At 56.8% G+C, this 19,874-nt stretch carries 6 protein-coding genes; 2 read left to right on the forward strand and 4 right to left on the reverse strand.

Annotation, left to right across the window (positions count from 1 at the left end):
• Nucleotides 1–8 precede the first annotated feature (8 nt).
• The 4 genes from D7M11_RS18760 to D7M11_RS37775 form a co-directional block, all read right to left on the reverse strand.
• Entirely contained in the window at nt 9–449 is a 441-nt protein-coding gene (locus tag D7M11_RS18760; RefSeq protein WP_120748772.1) for a chemotaxis protein CheW, read from the reverse strand.
• A 24-nt stretch (nt 450–473) separates the two neighbouring features.
• The gene (locus D7M11_RS18765) at nt 474–2,069 is read right to left on the reverse strand and encodes a HAMP domain-containing methyl-accepting chemotaxis protein (RefSeq protein ID WP_158606709.1); all 1,596 of its coding nucleotides are present in this window, start codon (nt 2,067–2,069) and stop codon (nt 474–476) included.
• 120 nt (nt 2,070–2,189) lie between these two features.
• A complete protein-coding gene (locus D7M11_RS36475) occupies nt 2,190–3,761 on the reverse strand; it encodes a methyl-accepting chemotaxis protein (RefSeq protein WP_120748774.1) in 1,572 nt (523 codons plus the stop codon).
• A 248-nt stretch (nt 3,762–4,009) separates the two neighbouring features.
• The gene (locus tag D7M11_RS37775) at nt 4,010–5,728 is read right to left on the reverse strand and encodes a helix-turn-helix domain-containing protein (protein ID WP_120748775.1); all 1,719 of its coding nucleotides are present in this window, start codon (nt 5,726–5,728) and stop codon (nt 4,010–4,012) included.
• Nucleotides 5,729–6,580: 852 nt separating this feature from the next.
• On the opposite strand from D7M11_RS37775, the gene D7M11_RS18780 reads away from it, so the two are divergent.
• Nucleotides 6,581–11,995, forward strand: a complete 5,415-nt coding sequence (locus D7M11_RS18780) for a hypothetical protein (RefSeq protein ID WP_120748776.1) — start codon at nt 6,581–6,583, stop codon at nt 11,993–11,995.
• Nucleotides 11,996–12,108: 113 nt separating this feature from the next.
• Nucleotides 12,109–19,806 (forward strand): S-layer homology domain-containing protein, encoded by a 7,698-nt coding sequence (locus D7M11_RS18785; protein ID WP_120748777.1) that lies wholly within the window; start codon nt 12,109–12,111, stop codon nt 19,804–19,806.
• The last annotated feature ends 68 nt before the right edge of the window (nt 19,807–19,874 follow it).

A 19,874-nucleotide genomic window follows, 5' to 3' on the forward strand; every position in this document is an offset into this window, starting at 1 on the left:
CGCCTCCTTTACCCGTAATTGGTGTCGTCGTACAAGATGCGCTCCAGCTTCAGCAGGCCAACCAGCTCCGAGCCGTTTTTGCCGATGCCGACCACATACCGCTTCTCGCGTCCGCCCGTTTTCTCCGGCGGGGGCTGGATGTCCGGGAACGAAATCACCTGGTGCACCTGATCGACCACCAGACCGACCAGCGCCTCTTTGTCGCTGACGATAACGATCCGGCTTGATGGAGTGAACGGGATTTCCGGCAGCCCGAACCGCTTGCGCAAGCTTACGACAGGGGCTACTGTCCCGCGAAGGTTGAACACGCCTAGCAAATAGGGCTTGCTGTTCGGAATTTCGGTAATTTGCTGAATTTTTATAATTTCGCGGATGTCCTCGATAGGAAAAGCGTACCGCTCTCCGGCGATGCCGATTTCCACGAATTGTGGTTGAAGTACGTCTGCCATGCCGTTCCCCCGTTCCCGTTAGAGTTATGGTAGAGGCGTCGATTTGCGGACTTTGAAGACGGAAACTGCCTCGTTCAGCTCTTCCGCAAGCTGGGCCAGCGATTGCGATGCGGAAGCGGTCTGTTCCGCCGCCGCCGCGGATTGTTCGCTCGTCGCCGCGATCGATTCGACGGAGCCGAGCACTTCTACGGTTTGGGCGGACTGTTCTTCGCTGGCGGCGGCCATCTCGCTTACCTGCGCCGCAGAATCGTTCACTTTCGCCATAATGGTCTTCAGGGCGGACTCGATCTCCCTGGAGCTGGCGGCGGCAAGCGTTACCGCTTCGGCGCTGCTTCCCGTATTCGCCTGCATGCCCTTGATGATGGCGGCGATCTCCTTCGTCGCGTTGCTGCTGCGTTCGGCCAGCTTGCGCACCTCGTCGGCGACGACGGCAAAACCTTTGCCCTGCTCGCCGGCCCGTGCCGCTTCGATGGCGGCGTTAAGCGCCAGCAGGTTCGTTTGATCGGCGATGTCGTCGATCACCGAGATGATTTGCCCGATTTTGCCGGAATCGTCCTGCAGCAGCTCCATCTGCTTTTCCAGCTTGGCCATGGCCTGCATCGTCGATTCGATGGTCGTCCCTCCGCCGATGGCGACCTCTTTCGCCTGCATCGACGCCTCGGCGGCGGCTTCGGCGCTGCGCGCGACGGACTGGATGGCGGAGGACAGCTCCTTGAACAGCTCGTTTACTGTTTGCGCCGCGCCGGATTGATTGCTGGCGCCGCTGGCGATTTCTTCGGTGCTCGCCGATATTTCCTGAGCGGCGGCGGCGACATTTTGCGAAGAAGCGAGGACTCGTCCGATGAGCTGCTTTAACGTGTCCATCATCTGATTCGTCGAATTTGCCAGCATGCCGAGCTCGTCGCCGCTGCGCACTGCAATCGGGGCCAGCGTCAGATTGCCTTTGGCGATTTCGCCGATGCTTTCGGTCACGAGGGAAAGCGGCTTCGTAATCGAACGCGTCAGCAGGAAGGCGATCGCGAGGCCAAGCGCCATACCGATCACGATCATCGCGATTCCGATTACTTTGCCGGAGCTGTACGCTTCGTGGGAGCTTTTGCTCGATTGCGCGGCGCCTTCGTGGTTGAACTCAAGCAGCGCATTCATCCCGTCGAACAGCCCTCTCAGCTTGCCGAGGCTCGTCTGGTACATGGCGAATGCCTTGTCCCGGTCGTTCGTCCGGCTAATTTTGATCGTCTCTTCGTTCAGCGGCAAAAACTGTCTCCACGATTCGACAATCGTGTCGAAGTGTTTACGGTCTTCGCTGAGCACGATCGTCCGATCGTAATCGGCGATCGTTTTCTCCAGCTTCGCGAGCGTATCGGATCGTTCTTTCTCGGCGGCGTCCATAGCGGCTTTGTCGGGCGATAAAATATGAGTCAGCGTTGCGCTGAGGACGTATTCCTTCAAATAGCTGATCGAATTGATCGTTTCCACGCCGGGCAGCCAGCTTTGCGTCATTTTTGCCGTTTCCCGGTCCATGCCGGACATTTTGTAGATCGAGACGAAACCGATTACAAACATGATGATCAGTATGGCGATGAAGCCGGCGTACAATTTTTGGCCCACGGTCCATTTCACGATGTGCACCTCATTTTCGTATTTTGGAAACTGCAGGATCATACGATACCGCTTCGGGCAGACCACTTTCGTTAGGCGGCGCGGGCTTTTTTGCTCCTAATCCCCATAATCGGGATGCCGCTACTCTACCTTGAAGGCGGACACGGAGCCGCTGAGCTGCTTCGCCATGCCGGCGAGCGATTGCGTGGAATACGCGGCCTGTTCGGCGGACGCCGCCGCTTCTTCGCTCGCTGCCGCGATCGATTCGATGGAGAGGAGTACTTCCGCCGATTGAGCCGCTTGCTGCTCGGTGGCCGCGGCAATTTCCATGACGGTCTGCGACGTTTCCTGCACCATCCGGACGATGGAGCTGAACGCTTCGCCGCTTTTCCGGGAGCTTTCGACAGCGCTTTGAACCGCTTTCACACTGCGCTGCGTATTGTGCTGCATTCCTTGAATGATGGCGGTAATTTGCTTCGTAGCGTCGATGCTGCGTTCGGCCAGCTTGCGTACCTCGTCGGCGACGACGGCAAAACCTCTGCCTTGCTCGCCGGCTCTGGCCGCTTCGATGGCTGCATTCAGGGCGAGCAGGTTCGTCTGCGCGGCAATTTCGTCGATGACGCCGATAATGTGCCCGATTTTATCCGAATCTTCTTCCAGCAGCAGCACTTCCTCGTTCAAAGTCTTCATGCCTTCGATCGAGGCATGGATGACTTCTCCGCCGTCCTGGGCGATGCGGGTTGTTCGCTCCGACAATTCGGCGGCTTGATCGGCGTGTTTCGCCACCGACTCGATCGCGTTCGTCAGCTCGCGGAACAGGGAGCTGAGCTTCTCCGCCGACTGCGCCTGGCTTTGGCTGCCGGCGGCAATATCCCGCGAGGCGCCGGACATATGGACGGTCGTATCCGACACTTTACGCGCGGAGGCGATAATGTCGCGGATAAAATCGCGGTAGCTGTCCATCATCGCATTAAAGGAGCGGGCGACTTGCCCGATTTCGTCCCGGCTGCCGCCCGGAATGCGCGCCGTCAGATCGCCTTCGTTGCTCGCCAGCTCGCGGAGCTTCGCGGCGACGGTGCCGAGCGGCTGTACTTTGCGGTACATCAGGACGACGGAAACCAGCATACACGCCGTGACGATGAACACGAGCACGATCGAAACGGTCAAGTACGTGTCGAACAACTGGCGAGCCCGCTCGGTTTCCGCTTCGGCCCTGCCGTTCATCGTTCGCTGAAACTGCTGGAGCAGGTCGGTAATTTTCTTTTTGCTTGCGTCGTATGTATCGTCGAACAAAAGCTTCCGCGCATTTTCGTAATCGCCGCGGCCGACGGCCTGGAACGCCGCCTCCTCCGTCCCGACGAGCGCGTCGGAGCTGACTTTAGCTTTCCCGATCAGATCCAGCTCCGCCTGCGGGGCTTCAAGCTGCTTCAAACGGTCGACAACCCGATCGCGTGTTTTCGTTTCGTTTACTTCGCGCCAGTAGTTGTCAAGATGCGTTTTATTACCGAACTGCACGTACTGCCGCGCTTCGCTCGTAAGATAATCCGATGCGCCTAGCAAGTCGTTTCCGAGCTGCTTGAATTCGGCTTCGCGCTGGGTAGACAGTTTCACCGCCTTGTTATGCACGCTCAGCATACCGATACAGGCTACGAGCGATACGGATAACACGATAAAAGCAACTCCAAACGTTTTCAACAGCGTAGTAATTTTCATTTTCGGCAGCCCCCTTGGATAGGTGGTAGATCCTGTTCATCAATGAAGCGATGGCAACATCGTTACTAACATTGTGCATAAAGAAATAGGAATAAAGTATCACCTTTCCTTCTCATAATTCGTCAAATTTCAACAAAATCATACAGGAAGTGATTCCTATAGACATCCTGTCTGTTTTGCAATAACGAATAAAAACCGGCTTGCCTGGGGCAAGCCGGTCGGACATCAGGTATACGACTGCGGGTTTCTCATGCGCGGCATTGCTGCTCGTCGGTCGAATACATTTTGGCCAGCGCCTGGGTACGATCCGCAACGCCGAGCTTCTCGTATATTTTCGTAATATGATTTTTGACGGTGTGGGCGCTGATGTACAGCTTCTGGGCGATTTGCAGATTGCTCAGGCCTTTCATAAGCAGGGCGAGCACTTCCTTCTCCCGGCGCGTGAGCGAATTGTCGATGGATGCGGAGCGGAAGGGCTGGGCTTGGGAGCCGGCGAGCGCAGGCGCCGCCTGCGACGGCTTGAGCGGCGGCATAGTCCGCTGACTGCGCTGGAGGAACACTTCTCCCATGAACGCCAGCACGGTAAGAAAAGGGCGCTGCTGCTCGCACGCTTCCTCGCTGTCCAGTCCGACGGCGAGCACGCCGCTTACTTCGCTGCCGCTGACGAGGGGAAATTCATAGACGTACCGGCTCCAATCGTTTTCCGCCAAAACAGGATTCCGCGACAGCGGCTGCGGAGGGGCGGCAAAATATCTCCGCACGACGGATTTCGCATACGTCTCCACCTGATCGGAAGGAAGCTTTCTGGATACGACATAGGCCTGGGCCGCTATGCCGGGCTGCTTGATCACGACGCATGCGTACGTACCTTGTACGAGGGAAATGCTGGCATCGACTAGCATGTGCATAATCGCGCACTCGTCTTCGCTTGCCGCCATGGACTGGGCGATATCGAACAGAAGGGAGAGGCGGACCCTTTGGCGGCTTTTGGTTTCCTCTTGCATGCTCGCATCAAGCTGCACCGCGTATGCGTTCGCCAGCAGACTGCCGAGCCTGATGCGGCGGGGGAGAAACGAACGATCCGAGACGATGCCGGCGAACGCGATTGCTTTCAGCCTGCCGCGGATTTTGATCGGGAAACATACGAGCTCCTTCGGATGAATGCCGTATTCCATAAAAAAGTCCAGGCGCGGGTCCCAGGCGATTTTATCCCAGTGGCTTGTCGCAGCGGACAGGCCGGCTTGGCCGAGAAAGCCCTCGCCCAGCAAAAATTCGCCGCCGATAAGCCGTGCGTACTCCGGGCCGCCGACCGTGTCGGCGATGTTGAACCGTTCATCCGTACAGACGGCGTAACCGGCAAAGTCGGAAGCCATAATGTCCGCCAATCGCTCAAGCAGCAAATGGGGGTGAAGGACGGAAGGATCGCCCTGCATGAAGTCGTCAATCTCGCGAATATGCTCGTCATACGAATCGAGCGCGTAAGCTTGCTGGAGGATGGTCGAAGCGATATCGGACATTTGCCCGAGCTTGTCAAGCATTTGCCGCTTCCGGTCGTCCGTTGTGTCGGGCACCAGCGCCACGGCTTCGCGGATCGGATCGCTGCCCTTGCGGTGATCGAGCGCTCGCTCGATGAGGGCGCGGTTTTGCTTTTCAATAATGACACCCGCCCATATGAACGCGATAGTGGACCCGTCCGTTTTGATGGGGGCGATAATCATTTTGATGCCCGACTGGCCTTGGTAGACGATCGGCCTGTTAATGCTAGATACGTCCTTCAAGATCGGGAGTAAAAATTGCTCCCGCGTCGGGAACAAGTAGTCCGCAAGCGGCCTGACAAACGAAGGAGACTCCGTTCTGGCGGTCAGCCCCGTTCCTTGCGCGTCCGTGATGACGATCATCAATCCGCAGTCGTTCGAGTAAACGTCCTGTAAATGCTGCAATTGCTTCAGCAGCTGCTGTTTCATCATTGCATCCCGCCTCGTTGGAGTAGCCTAAGTTGTACCTCGAATGTGAAAGAGCCGGCTGATTGATCCAAGTAACCCTATATGGGTATATATCGGCCGGGGCCGCCGGTTTTGTTAACGATAAAGAAAGAGAGTGTAAATCCTGTCAGGGTTGAAGAAGATCAGGGGCAGGGAAGCGGAAGTGAAAGTTCCGCTATAGCTGGCGGAATGGTGCTGACCGGGCGATAGCGGAAGCAAAAGTTCCGTTAAAGCCACAGGGGAAGCTCGGTGGACCTGAGCAAACGGATAATAAAGGAAGTTCGGCTTCCGTTATGCGGGTCTAGTAGGCTCGCGAAGAGGCAGCAACGGAACTAACAGTTCCGCTGAGACAGAGATAACGGAAGCGGAAGTTCCGCTATGCTGGCGGAACGCCGCTACCCGGGCGAAGAGGAAGTGAAACTGCCGTTATTAAGGGTGCAGCGAAACGGATTCGACGTTCTTTGTCCCCAAAAGCTACCGCTAAAACACGAATACGCATCATGGAAAGGCTTGGATCGGAAATTTGTCTTACGGAAGTTACGCTCCCTGCATTCCCGTTTGAGAGAAAGGACGGGGGCCATACGCCCTATTCGTTTTCTCAAGCTGCTGCGCACATTGCCGAGTGGATTGAAAATCGGGACGTTCGGCCTGCATTCGACAAAATGTTTAGAATGTGTTTAGAGCTCGTACTTATAATGGAAGGATGTACGCATTGGAAGGACAAAAGCGCGAGGAGGGGCATTATATGTCGATTCGTGGACGGTAATCGCGAATGAACCATGGATGCAGATGGGGTCCAAAGATGTTGCAGGAAAGGCTTAAGGAGGAGTTAGTCTCGTGAGTAAAAAAAGTGTGAGTTCGAAATGGATATCGGCCGGATTGATTTTCATCTTAGTCGCAACGCTGCTGCCCGTATGGCCGGGGTATGTGGCTTTTGCAGCTGATGATGAGACGATTTATGTGGGCGGCGCAAAAATCGGCAATGCCAGCAACGGCGGGGGAGATAATGCGTTTATCAATTTTAATGGAGGCAGTGGCTTCCAAGCAGCTCCAGGCTTTGAGGTAACAGATAGATCTGGAGGAATCGACCTTTATCCTAACGGGACGATGACTGCTCCGACGAACGATTGGGCAGGTGCCAGCTTCAAGATTACCGTACAAGACAACCCGAAGCTCAAAGAGCTGGCCGCGAGCGGGGAGGGCGAAATCGTTGTCGGTTGGGAGGAGTTGGAGTATGACTCCGGTTTATTCTGGACAGCTATCACATCCGCCGTTTTTAAAGTAGACGGAGAAACCGTATTATCAGGCCATAGCGGTGGTGGGACAATTGGCTATAAAGAGGCTACCGCGTCTATCAAAGCAGATTCCGTAATCGACATCGGTGTGTCGGTCGAGGACAAAGATGTAATCATTACCGGCCTGTTCATCAAATTCCAAGATACGGTGCGCCCCGAGCTGAAAAACTACACGTTCACCGGCACCGGCGTAGAACAGAAAAACAAAAAGTACGAGCCGGAGTTGTACGCGAAGCAAGGGGAGGATGTCTCACTCGCCCTGAACTTCAGCGAGCCGGTCCGGCCGAGAGCGTTCAACTCCGCATACAATGATCATTTCCTCCGTCATCCGTTTTTTACTACGCCTGCGGGGGACGGTCTGCCTACGCAAGGGCAGGAGCAGTTTTTGGTAAACAAAACGTACACGGCGGCTAATTTTGCCGGATCGTATACGAACATACCGCTTCACAAGGATATTACTTATACATACACCGCATCCAAATACCATCACAGCGGCAACCTGCCAGTACGGCCTCGCATGAAAGCGTCCGATGCTTTGCCCGGGATTAACCGGGGACCGCTCGATCTAAGTCTGGAAGAGAAGCTTCAGGGTGCGGACTTTATCGACGGAGCCGGCAACCGGATCAAACCGATCTTGTTCCCGCTCGTCGGAACGGAAGATAGCCAGAAGTTTGCTAGAGGGGGAGACGACGAGGAACGAAAAAACCCCTTCGACGCCTACCGCGTCATCATCGATGCCGTCGCGCCGAAATATTCCAAAGTCGGCAACGGCATTCAGCCGGAAATCGTCACAGGAGCGACCGTAAACGGGAAAGACGTGCTGGATTTCACGGTGCAATTTTCCGAGGACGTTGTCCCAAGAGACGACCGCAACGGAAGCCCGTACGCTCCGGGAGGAATGTATCTGCTGTTCAACAACGGCATGAGAGCGTACTACTACGCCGGGGATGACAACGACAACCTGGGTTACAATACGAAAAATGTACGCTTCCGGATGGTCGTCCCGGACGGAGTGACGGTGGAGGTTCCGCTGCTGAAGGTGCTCGCGCTGACGCACGACTGGAAAGACGCCGCTTACCCGGCGGACAGCCAGTATTTGAACAAAGATAAGAATGTCATTCAGGACTATGCCGGCAATCTGCTCATACAGCCGGCCAACTACTACGGTATCCATGTCGACGGAGACACGTCGAATGTCAATTCCAAGATCGATTGGGCGAAGCTCTCGGTAGACAATACGAAGCCGCTTATCGGCTTCCACTACGAAAGCGACGGCGCGACCGATGCGGTTTACAAGCAGCGCGGCAAAATTACGATCGATGCCGACGATCCGGCGGTGAAGGTGCCGGTCATCGATCCGGAGTACGATGCGGCCGCGAATTTCGAGCGGCCGAGCCGGGGCATTTACCGGCCGTTCAATATGAGCGGTCCGGCATCTCCCGCCATAGGGCTCGTATACTACACCTGGACGCGAAGCGTGGACGACCCGCTGGCCAGTGTGCCGCTCGACCATTACGCCGCAGTAAAGCGTTATTCGCTGACGGCCAAGCAGCCGCGGGAAGACTTGTACGATGGTAAAGCGGCATTTGCGAATTTGAACCTGAACGTCGCAAACAACAAGACGAATATGATAGCCCCCCCTGCCGAAGCGTATACGTCCGAGGGCAGCGGAACCTGGTATTTGCATGCCTGGACCGCAGACATGACGTGGGATACGGCTCGGGAGCTGATGCAATACGAGAAGATGAAGAAGTTTAAGACGGACAACTCGACGCAGTACGAAGCCTGGAAGCAGGAGGTTTCCGGCTCGGAGGCGGACAAAATCATCTATGCGGACAGCAAGGCGTTGGCCGCCGTAGGGCAGTACGACGACCTGGACCTTTGGCTGCTGAAGGATTTCAAACAACCCGACTCCAACTGGACGCATGAGGTCGCTGCGATGCAACTGGATAACAAAGCGCCGACGATTAAGGTGACAGGCATGTCCGGGAGCAACTCGGCGAACGTAGAGATGACGGCCATGATTACGGACGAGCACAGCGGCTTGAGGGACGCTTATTATCAATGGGTGCAGGTCGGCCGCACGCCGGTAGACGTCCAGTGGAAGCCGGTGGTGTTAAGCGGCAGCCAGTTTACGACCGCCTCCAGGAATGAGGTCGCCGAGGATGGCGATTATGTGCTCTATATCAAGGCGACAGACAAGCTGGGCAATACATCGACTGCTACCAGCGAACAGGTGAAGGTGAATTCGGCGGCCCAGGTAACGCTGGACTGGACGGAACTTACGGATAACGAATACATACAGAGCCGGGACATCGTTTTGGGCTTGAACAAGCCGGAGCCGCTGACCGTAAAATCCGTTACGTATTCCGTTTATACGCCTGGCGTAACGGGCGCTACCTACGGCAATATGATGCTTTTCTCGGCTATTCCGTATCAGGTCAGCTACGCGTTCAGCTACAGTTCGGCCCGTCCGGATGCGGCAAGTTACGCGCTGCTCGGCGGAACGACGGCGGTCGGCGGCGGTTACGAATATGTGGTTCCCGCGAACCGGGCGCTGAACGGAACCCAATATTTGCATGTTACGGTCAAGGAAGCGGCTAACGAACGGTATTACTACTTCAATAAAGCGTATTACTTCGACAACCAGCCGCCGACGGTGCAGTTTTCGCTGGAGGAGGACTTGTATCCGCGAGCGAAACATACGGTCGCCTTCGCCGTCAGCGATGCGCTGAATACGAAAGGTTTGGTCAGCAAGTACCAATGGGTGAAGAAAGGCGCTGCCGCCCCGGACGCCAGCTCGACCTTATGGAAGGAATTGATCGAAAACGAAACGGCTCCTTCCATCGACGCGGCCGATCTCGCTCCCGGGGAGGCGCAGGAGTACAAGCTGTATGTGCATGCACGCGACAAAGCCGGCAATGAAACGGTCGTCTCGACTACGGGCCATTTCCGGGTATCGAAGCCGGTCATTCAGCCTCCGGCCGACGCGAGAAGCGATCTGCTCTACGTATTCGGCGATCAGACGGATGGTTACACGGCGATCGTGCAGCTCGGCCTCGATGTGCTCGACAAGAACGGCTACGAATATTCGGTATCGCCGGATTACGGGCAAAGCTGGCTTAGATGGCGGTCTTATACGAACTTCATCGCCGTGCAGGTGCCTTCGGCAAACGTTCAGAACGGGCAGATTCAGGTCCGCTACAAAACCGGGCCGCAGCTTGACGGCAGCGAAGGAACTATCGGCGAAGCGAAACCGCTGAATGTCACCTCCGTCTCCGCGAGCGAGCCGGTTTATGCGCTGGCGACACTTAGCACGGAACGGCCGGTCACGGCGATATCCGGGGTGGATATTGACATCGCCGTTCCGCTCGGCATCAAGGTGGTGCCATCGGCGGTGAACCCTTCCGCGCCGACGCGTACCGGGAACCGGTTCCGTGTGACGCAGAACGGCTACTACTCGTTCGAGCTGACGGATACGGCCAATCCCGACCACAAAAATACGCTTTACGCCGTCGTCAGCAATGTCGATTCGACGCCTCCGACCGCCGTGATCGAACGCATTTTGTCCGTTCAGGCCGCAGAGAATACGGCGGGCAATATAAGCGTCAAGCTGAAGCCGTCGGAGCCGGTTCGCATCACGAACAATAACGGAAGCGCCACGTATACGTTCAAGCAAAACGGCACGTTCACCTTCGAGTTTTTGGACGAGGCGGGCAATAGCGGTACGGCTTCGTTTACGGAGACAAATATCGACAAGGAAGGACCGAAGGTTCAAATTACCCGCAGCTATACGAAGGCCGACGGTACAGAATACGCCCGGATCGCAACAAACGCCGGCGAACTGATCGAGGGCGTTCGGTTGACCGTAGAGAAGGAGTCCGCAACCTCGGAAGAGTTCACTGTAGCAGACGGCAAACCAGCCACTATATATATGAAGGAAAACGGTGTCGCCGAATTTACGGTGCTTGACTCGCAGAACAACAGGACGACCGTCAAGGAAACGATAAACAACATCGTGAATACCCCGCCGCAGGCGGACACAATTCAATACACGCTCGTGGACGTTGACGGGAACCCGCAGCCAGACAGCGCTAAGGTTGTCGTGGACGGCAAGACGTATGCGAAGGGCAAAATGAAGGTAGAGATTGCCGGACAAGCGACGATGCCGAACCGGGTCGTTCTCGGCACGGCACCGTACAAAGCGGACCCTGCCGCAGAGCGGTACGACAACGAGATCAGCGCGGCGGACGGAAGCTTCTCGGCGACCCGTTTGTTCTCGGCGGACGGAACGGTTACGATCGCAATCTCCGATCTGCTCGGCAACATCAACCGGATTCCCGTAACAATCGAGGGACTGGACAATAAGGCGCCGGAGCTGACGCTGCATACGGCTACGGTAGGCGTGGCGCAGAACAAGCCGGATTTCGATTTCCGCAAAGATCTCGGCGGATATACGGTTCGCGACAATGTGTCGGCTCCGGAGCATATTCAGGTTACGGTCAGCGGACTCGACCTGACGCGGCTAGGACGTCAAACCGTCACTTACACGGCAGTTGATCAAGTAGGCAACAAGGCGACTGCGACTCAAGAAGTGTTCGTGATCGGCGGCGACGGCATGCTGATTTACGGCAACGATACGCTCGTGTCGGCGGCAAGCGCGGAAACGGCCATTTTCGAAACGAATGCCGTCAGCTTCCGCATTACGGGCTTTAACGAAATGGAAGTAGCCGGCCAGAAGCAAACGAACGAAAAAGGAACGTACGACTTGTATTATTACTCCGGCCTGTTCCGCGAAGGGCAGATGAAAACGATCGCGACGAAGCTCACGTACGGGGAACTGGCAAGCGGCAATTACGAGGTGATTTTCCCGAAAACAGGCTGGTACACGATCATCGTACGGAATCAGGAGCGGGACCGCGAATATGCTTCCTTCTTCATCAGTCAAATGAAGTAAGGAATCGATCGAAACGACTCGCGCGCTGCACGGTTAACTGACCGGGGACCCCGTTACCGCACAAGGGGTTCCCTCCCGTACGATACGCATGACTTCCGAAGGAGGCTTTTAGGGTGAAGCTGTTTAAAAGAACGCTCGTGTCCTTGCTGGCGCTGCTGCTGCTGCTCGGCTCCCTGACAGGGGCGACTACGGCACTCGCAGCCGTCGCGACGCAGCCCCAAACGACGGTGCTGCAAAATAAGTACATTAAAATAACGGTGAACAACAGCACGGGGCGTTTCGCCATCCGGACTGTGGACGGTCAGCCGATCCGCAAAAAGGACGACAACGTCAATCTGATGTTCGGAGGCGACAACCCGGAGACGTCGTTCACCAGTTTCCGGATCGACGGGACGGATTATATTTTCGGCAATCCGTACAAATTCGGCGCCTCCTTGTTCTCCGAAATTACGCCGCCGATTATCGTGGAGAACAGCAACGGCACGAAGCAGATCGAGACGGTGTGGACGATCAAGGGAGTAGCGATCAAGCAAATCCTGATGCTGTATCCCGATCCGCAGGACAAGCTGAACGCGGGTAATGTCAATATCCGCTACGAGGTGCTGAATAACAGCGGCGCCAAGGTCGAGCTCGGCACGCGGGTTTTGCTCGATACGCAGGTCGGGAGCAACGACGGCCCGGAATTTCAGATCGGCACGATCTACAAGGCTCCGCTGCTTGTGGAACGCAAGCTCGTGCATGACCCGGAGAACAATCCGAACATCTCGGAGGAGGACCGCCCGTTTTACAAGCTGCCTCCGTATTGGGTGATGCGGGACAAGCTGGATTTGACCGATCCGCTTGCAACGAACGTAATGGCTTACGGCTTCAATAACTTCGCCGAAGGCAACATCAATCTGGTCGACGAGATGATCGTCGGTCACTGGAACGGTCTCGCCAATACGAAATGGAGCTATACGCCAAACGGCAATCTCGATTTCACGCGGGATACGAACGACTACGGCTCGGCCGACTCGGCGGTTGCGTTTTACTGGCTGCCGAAGGCGATCGAAGCGAACAAAGCGCAGACGTTCGAAACGATATACGGCTTGGGCGAAATTATCGAGCCGGACAAGGTGTTCTCGATCCGTTACATCGATCCGCCGCTGCAATTGGCGACTGAGCCGGATGGTAACGCCTACGATAACGAAGGCATTTTCACGATTACGGCCGAGCTGGAAAACCTCGCGATGTTCGGCATGGAGCACTCCAATATGACGGCGTCGCTCGAGCTGGAGAGCGGACTCAGCTTCGTGAGGCTGGACGATCAGGGTCGGATCGTAAGAGACCCGGCGACCGGCAAAGTCGTGACGGACCCGTACCGTACGAAGGAGCGGGTGTATCGCAAGCAGGCGACGCCGGAGGAAGCGGCAAACGGCATCGAGCCGAAGTACAAGCCGGGCGATACGGAGACGGTTTCGTTTATGGTTCAGGCCAAAGGCAGGCCGTGGCCGACGACGAAGCAGTACATGCTCACCGTCAAAAGCCCGGAAACGGTCAAACAAATCGAAGGCGTTCAGGACGAAGGGCTGAAGGCGCAATACGAATCGGTCAAATCCGGCTTCGTACTGCTTCCGCCCGTTGGACAGGCGACGCCGACGTACGCGTACGGGTTATCGCCGAAGGAGGCGTACAGCACCGACGTCAAATATTTGACCGTGAACATTACGAATATCGAAGCCTACAATGCGGGCAGCGAGCTGACGGAGCCCAACTTCGACCTGTTTTTGAAGGAAAAAGGCTCGGGTAAACGGTACAAGGTGCCGGTAAAATCGTCGGTCATTTTGCAGCCCGCCGACGACGGATTTTCCGGCGACATGCGTATCACGTACCGGGGCGGCGACCGGGTGGACGCGAAGGGCAACGTGCTTGAAGCCGGACTCGGTCCGGAGCTTCCGCTCGGCGAATACCAGGTGGAGATCGACTTCAAGGGCGACACGGGCGGCGATGCGGAAATCGCGGCCATGTACGACATCACAACGAAGATGTCGTTCAAGGTGACGAACAACCAGGAAGCGCGGGTGCGCGAAGCGAAGCTGATGGCGGTGTATAAGCAATACGTCGATCTGAGCAGCGTCACTTCCTCCACGAACGGCAAATATTTGGAAACGGTAAACAGCGCTTTTCCCGGCAAAAAGTTCGAAAACGGCGCGCTGCTGAAAAATGCCGTCGATGCGCTGATGGAAGTGAAAACGTATGTGGCGATTGCCAGCAAAGCGCTCGATCCGAAGTTTAATACGGCCGTCTTTACGGACCGAAATTCGCTTAAAAAAGTACCGGCCTACAACTATAAAATTTTCGATTCCGAAAACGAATACAATCAGTTTTTCAAAGATACCGATTCGGACGGAGATCCGATTCGCGAAAAGCTGGTCGAAATCCGGGGCATGGTCAAGGAGGTCGGCACCGGCGACGACAAGCAGGTGATCGTCGATACGAAAACCGAGCCGGCGATCATTAACGAGGCGGTCGCTTACCGGGGCAAGGATATGGTATTCGTCCGCGGCAAGCTGGACGTGTTCGACATTCCGAAGAAAGTATCGGGCTCTGTGAACATCCCGTTTCTGGACACGCTTTTCGTCAAAGGCGAGGGTACGCTCAGCGTCGCGAACAGCGGCTTCGTCTTTTTGTCCGGCGAATGGACGCTCGACTTTTTCAACGGCTTTGAGAAAAAATTGGCTCCCGATCTGATGGATAAGACCAAGTACGAAATCTTTCCGGACCATGACAGCAATCCGGAGGATTCGACCTTGAACGGTACGCTGAGCTGGGCGACCGGCGCGCTGGGCGATCGGCTCAATCCGCTTCGCCAGCTTATGCTGACGAACGTTTACTTTAACAAGCACAGCCTGTTTGCGGCGCCGGGCTTTATGATTGCCGGCTTCGGCTTCCAGTTCAACGACTACATCTTGCGCCCGGGCGGCATCTCGTTCGGCGGCAAGCTTTCGATGAAAATTATCGAGGGCGAAGCGAGGGACGTCGTGTTCAACAACAAGGGCTTCGTCGGCGTAGATGCGGAGCTTAGCTTCGATCTCGGCAAAGACCTCGGTTTATTCGAACCGAAGAAGAAGGACAAGGACAAGAAGAAGGATGGCGAGAGCAGCGCCAGCGGGACCATAACCGTCGTTCACTATGAGCAGCGGGATGTGAACCCGAAGAAGCCGAATCAATACGGCATCGAATTCAAGGCGGGCGTCAAGGACAAGTTCGAGGTTCAAGCCGAGCTGGCCTTCAAGCAAGTGAAGGACGGACGCATCCTGCCGGACGTGGTGGCATTTGGTTTGGACGTCGGCAAGCCGGGCGTGCTCATTACCGGCGCGACCTATATATCCGCTCTGCGCGGGGCTGTTCGCGAGCTGGCCGATACGATCGCCGGCGGGACGGCGAAAGATTCGTTCCCGCTCGTCATTCAGGCAGGTGTAGACGTAACCTTCGGCGTGCCGCCGGTATACCTGCTTGGCAGCGTCGATTTGACGGTGAAGCGGACCGGCCTGGCGATTTTGGGCAAGCTGGACTATTCCTTCGATCCGAAGGGCAGCTCGAAAATCAATATGATTACGAGAGCGCTGCTGGAAGCTCAGTGGGTCACCCCATGGTTCGTCCGCGTGGAAGCCGAGATCGATATCGGCGGCTGGGGCGTCATTATGGGCAAAGCCGGCATTTTCGTCGGGCAAAACCTGGAGAAGCAGCGAATCGATTTCGAAGGATATATCGGAGCGAGGCTGCAAATTCCGGACAGCGTTCCGGTCGTCGGCGGCATGCCGCTGGCGAGCGTATTCCTCGGGCTGAACAACGACAAGCTTTGGGGCAGCGTCGGCATTTTGTTCATCTCGTTAGGGATTACGTATTACTGGGGCGGCGGCGTCGAGTTCGGCACTTCGCAGGAGCAAATTCCGGAAGGCTTCGCCCATCTGCTTATAGAAGACCCGGAGAAAGGACCGCAGCTGCTCGTTATCGGACAAGGGATGAGCACGGTGGCGACCTCCTGGCTCGAATCCGAGAAGACGAATCAAGAGATCGTGTTCCGGGACATCGCCGAAGGCGTCAAGCTGCTGGATAACAGCGCGATGGAAGCGGGGATCGGCGGCATCCGCGTCAAGGAAGGCGGCCGCATTCACGAAATTCCGCTCGGCGCCGTCTCCGGAAACGGCATGATCGAAGTCGAGTACGATCAGGCGGACATGCCAAGCTTCGCGCTCAAGGACAAAAACGGCACGCTTTATCCGGTAGTGTTCGACAATACGAATACGAATCCGCAGGCGAACGCCTTTACACAGTATATCCCTGCGGCTCAATCGGCTACGAAGGCCGATGTGCGCAAAGCCTACATTCTAATTCCGCAGGCGAAGGCGCTGGAAGGCGGAACGTGGACGCTCACCTCGGCGAAACCGGTCGCTACGCGCCTGCTGAACGTGCCTACGACGGCCAATCTGAAGCAGGTAAACTTGACCCCAAGCAGTACGAACGGGAATCAGTTTACGGCATCGTGGCAAGTGGAGAATGCGAGACCGGAAGATACGATCGACCTGTATTTGACCAGAGAGCCTGTTAGCGATGCCAAAACGGCCGTCGGCGGGGCGGAGGTGCTGAATCCCGGCGAGCCGGGCGTGCTGATCGCGAGCGGCCTTCCGGCGGACATCGGCGGCCGTACAGACGGCACGATTACGAGCGGCAAGCTGGATATCGACGTCAGCCAAGTGACGCTGATGGGCAAGACGGAAGATTTACGCGGTCTGCTTCAGCAGGGCGATTACTACTTGCGCGCGGCGCTCAAGTCTCCGGCATCGTTCCAGACGAAGTCGTCGGCGGGGACGTTCCGGATCGTCGATCCTTTGGCGCCGGGCGAAGTGTCGGACGTGCGGATCGAGCCGGCGGGTGGAGGTTACTTCGCCCTCTCGTTTAAGCCGGCGGCGAAAAAGCCGGGCATGGAGGGAGTGGAGGCGAGCTATTCGATCTCCGCGCTGCAGCAGCAGGACGGCAAGCTGGCTACTTACCCGCATTTTGCCGAACAGTTGTTTACGGAGGAGGAGCTTCGTCCTTACTGGAATGCGGAAACCGGCCGATACGAGGGAATTTTGGTCGGCGGTTGGACGGCATTTTCCGACTCGAAGCAGGTGAACACAGGAAGCCTCGACGGAAGCGTACCGCAGGCGGGTGAGAAAACGACCTACCTCGGCCTGCAAACCGGCGAGTATTATACGCTTGGCGTTTCGGCGGTTACGAAGCCGGGCAAGGCGCTCGACGCGAACGAGAACTACCATTTCGCAGGCAGAACGGTCAGTGCGAATACGCTGCTGCCGGTACCGGTCCTGCCGAAGCTGGGACAAAAGGCGGGCGAATATCCGGACTACCTGAATGTGCTGACGAGCCAGACAAAGCAGACGATTCATGTTGTGGCGGACCAGCCGGATATCGAGGTCGAGGCGCTGTATAATGGCGTTTCGCTCGGCAAAATTGAGCTGACGAACAACGGCGCGACCAGCGAAGGCGATTTGACGCTGGACCAGTTCACCACGGATGGCACATTCGGCATTGAGCTGATGGCTAGAAACAAACGGACGAAAGATCAGAAAGTAACGTTTATGTATTTGAACGTCGATACGAGCGCTCCGATCTTGTATTTGAAAGAGCCGCTTATCGGACAACGGACGGTAGACGGCAAGATTCAGGTAACCGGAACGACTTCGAAGGATGCCAAGTTGACCGTTTATGTTGACCGCGTATCCGAAACGGGAGGCACTTCTGTTGCTGTCGGAGAGGACGGATCGTTCTCGGCCAAAATTCCCGTCGTATCCGGTCGTCCTGAAGCGGAGCTGCTGTTCGTAGCACGAGACGGAGCGGGTAACGAAAATCGGGCGACGGTCGCGGTTACGAACGCGGGCTATGAAGTTGCGGCGGGGCTGGTGTTGAAGCCGCTCGGAACGCTGAAGCCGGGCGTGACGGTAACCGTCGAGCCTTACATCCGGGTGCAAGGAAAGACGAAGGACGGCATAGCGACTTACGAGGAAAAGCCGATGAGCGCGGAGCAATCGCAGCGCGTTGCGTATTCGGTCGTGAAGGGCGATGCCGTTTCGATTAGGGAAGTTCAGGCATCCGGCGGCAAGAAGCAGCTCCAGGTGACTGCTGGACCGGATACCGGCGCAAGTCTCATTCAGGCCCGCTATGCCGTTTCGGACGATGGGGCGGAAGCGTCAACGGACGAGGTTGCCGAGCTGGAATCGATGCTGGTCGCATCCGTGAAAGTGCCGGCTCCTTCCGAGCTCGAGCATTATACGCTGACGACCGGGCCGATTTCGGGCAACAGCTCCCAAACCAAAGTGAATGTAGCAAATGCGGGAGAACAGATCGGGTACCAAATGGTGTATAAACTCTTTTCGGGAGCGTCGCAAGCCGCTGCGCCCAAGTTCGGAGACGACTTGAGCGGCTGGAGCTTCCTCCCGTCGAACGGAGTAGTGCCGGCCAAGCCGGGTGACGAGATCGTCGTCGCCAAACGGGTATCGGCAACCAAAACGGCGGTCGGAGCTTCGGCCGTCACGCGCGTCATCATATGGAGTGCCTCTAGCGGCATCTTCGGAGGCGGCGGAGGTGGCGGAGGTGGCGGCGGAGGCCAAAATTCCGTATCGGTCGGCAATCAGAACGTTGCGGCTACGCGTAACGGGGATACGCTCGAGGTTCGCCTGACAGCGAAAAACGTAGCTGGGGACGGCAAGCAGGATATCGTCGTGCAAGCGACCGATGCGACGGTTACGCAGTTCGCCTTGCGCTTCGACGCCGAAGCGGTGAAGCAGGCGCTGGAAAGCCAGCGGACGATCCGCATCGAGCTGCCGCAGGCGACGCTGGTCATTCCGCCGAAGCTGCTCGAAGGTTTGCGGGGCGATTTGGAAATCAAGGTTCGTCCTAACGGCGCAGCCTCCTTGCCTGTCATGCGTCAGCTTGCCGAGAGCGTGAATGCGGCGCTGCTGGCGGACGGTCAAGGGGTAGAGATCGAGACGAACTTGCCGGAGAATGGCCGTACCGGTTATCTGAAGGCGATCGTTCCGGTTCCCGCTTCGATCGGAATCGGCGATATCGATGCGGTGATTCTGGTCGGTCCGAACGGAGAATGGACAACCGTTCCTTGGAAGCCGGATATCCGTAACGGATCAGCGTATATCGAAGCGCGCTTAACCGGAGACGGGAGCATAGCGTTCTTGTCCGCCAAGAAGGCTGCTTTCTCCGACGTATCGGAGCAGTTCTGGGGCAAGCCGGCTATCGAGTCGGCCGCAGCGAAGCTGTTCATGCAGGGCAAGGGCGAGCAGCAGTTCGATCCGGACAGCCCGATTACCCGGGCCGAATATCCGACCGTTCTTCTGCGCGTAGCCGGTCTCATGAACCGGACGGCTACCTCGGAATTTATCGATGTTCCGTTCGACGCATGGTACAACCGCAGCGTTTCAATCGCGGCTAGACTCGGCATTGTGAACGGGCTGGATAACGGCGGCTTTGCGCCGAACGCCTCGCTCACGCGCGCCGAAGCGATGACGATGGCCGGACGTACGCTCACCGCGCTCGGACTCGGCGAATCGCTTGCGGACGATGAGGTGGAAACGCTGCTGGGCGGCTTCAAGGATCGGCAGTGGATCCCCGACTGGGCTCGCAAGCAGGTGGCGCTTAGCGTCAAGTACGGCATCATCGAGGGCGAGGGAGACCTTGTGAATCCGCAAGGGCTTCTCACGAGAGCGCAGGCTGCGGCTATCGCCATCAGGCTGGACCGGTGGATGATGGGAAACTGATTGACATTTAGCGGCAAGCGGGCCCGCGTCATTTTTACAAAGATGGCGCGGGCGCCATGCCTTTTGTC

This window comes from Paenibacillus ginsengarvi (assembly GCF_003626695.1).
GTDB lineage: Bacteria > Bacillota > Bacilli > Paenibacillales > NBRC-103111 > Paenibacillus_AB > Paenibacillus_AB ginsengarvi.

What these genes read in the sequence shown, in the direction of transcription:
- D7M11_RS18760 (WP_120748772.1), bottom strand. Translation starts at nt 449, where the DNA reads ATGGCAGACGTACTTCAACCACAATTCGTGGAAATCGGCATCGCCGGA.
- D7M11_RS36475 (WP_120748774.1), bottom strand. Translation starts at nt 3,761, where the DNA reads ATGAAAATTACTACGCTGTTGAAAACGTTTGGAGTTGCTTTTATCGTG.
- D7M11_RS37775 (WP_120748775.1), bottom strand. Translation starts at nt 5,728, where the DNA reads ATGATGAAACAGCAGCTGCTGAAGCAATTGCAGCATTTACAGGACGTT.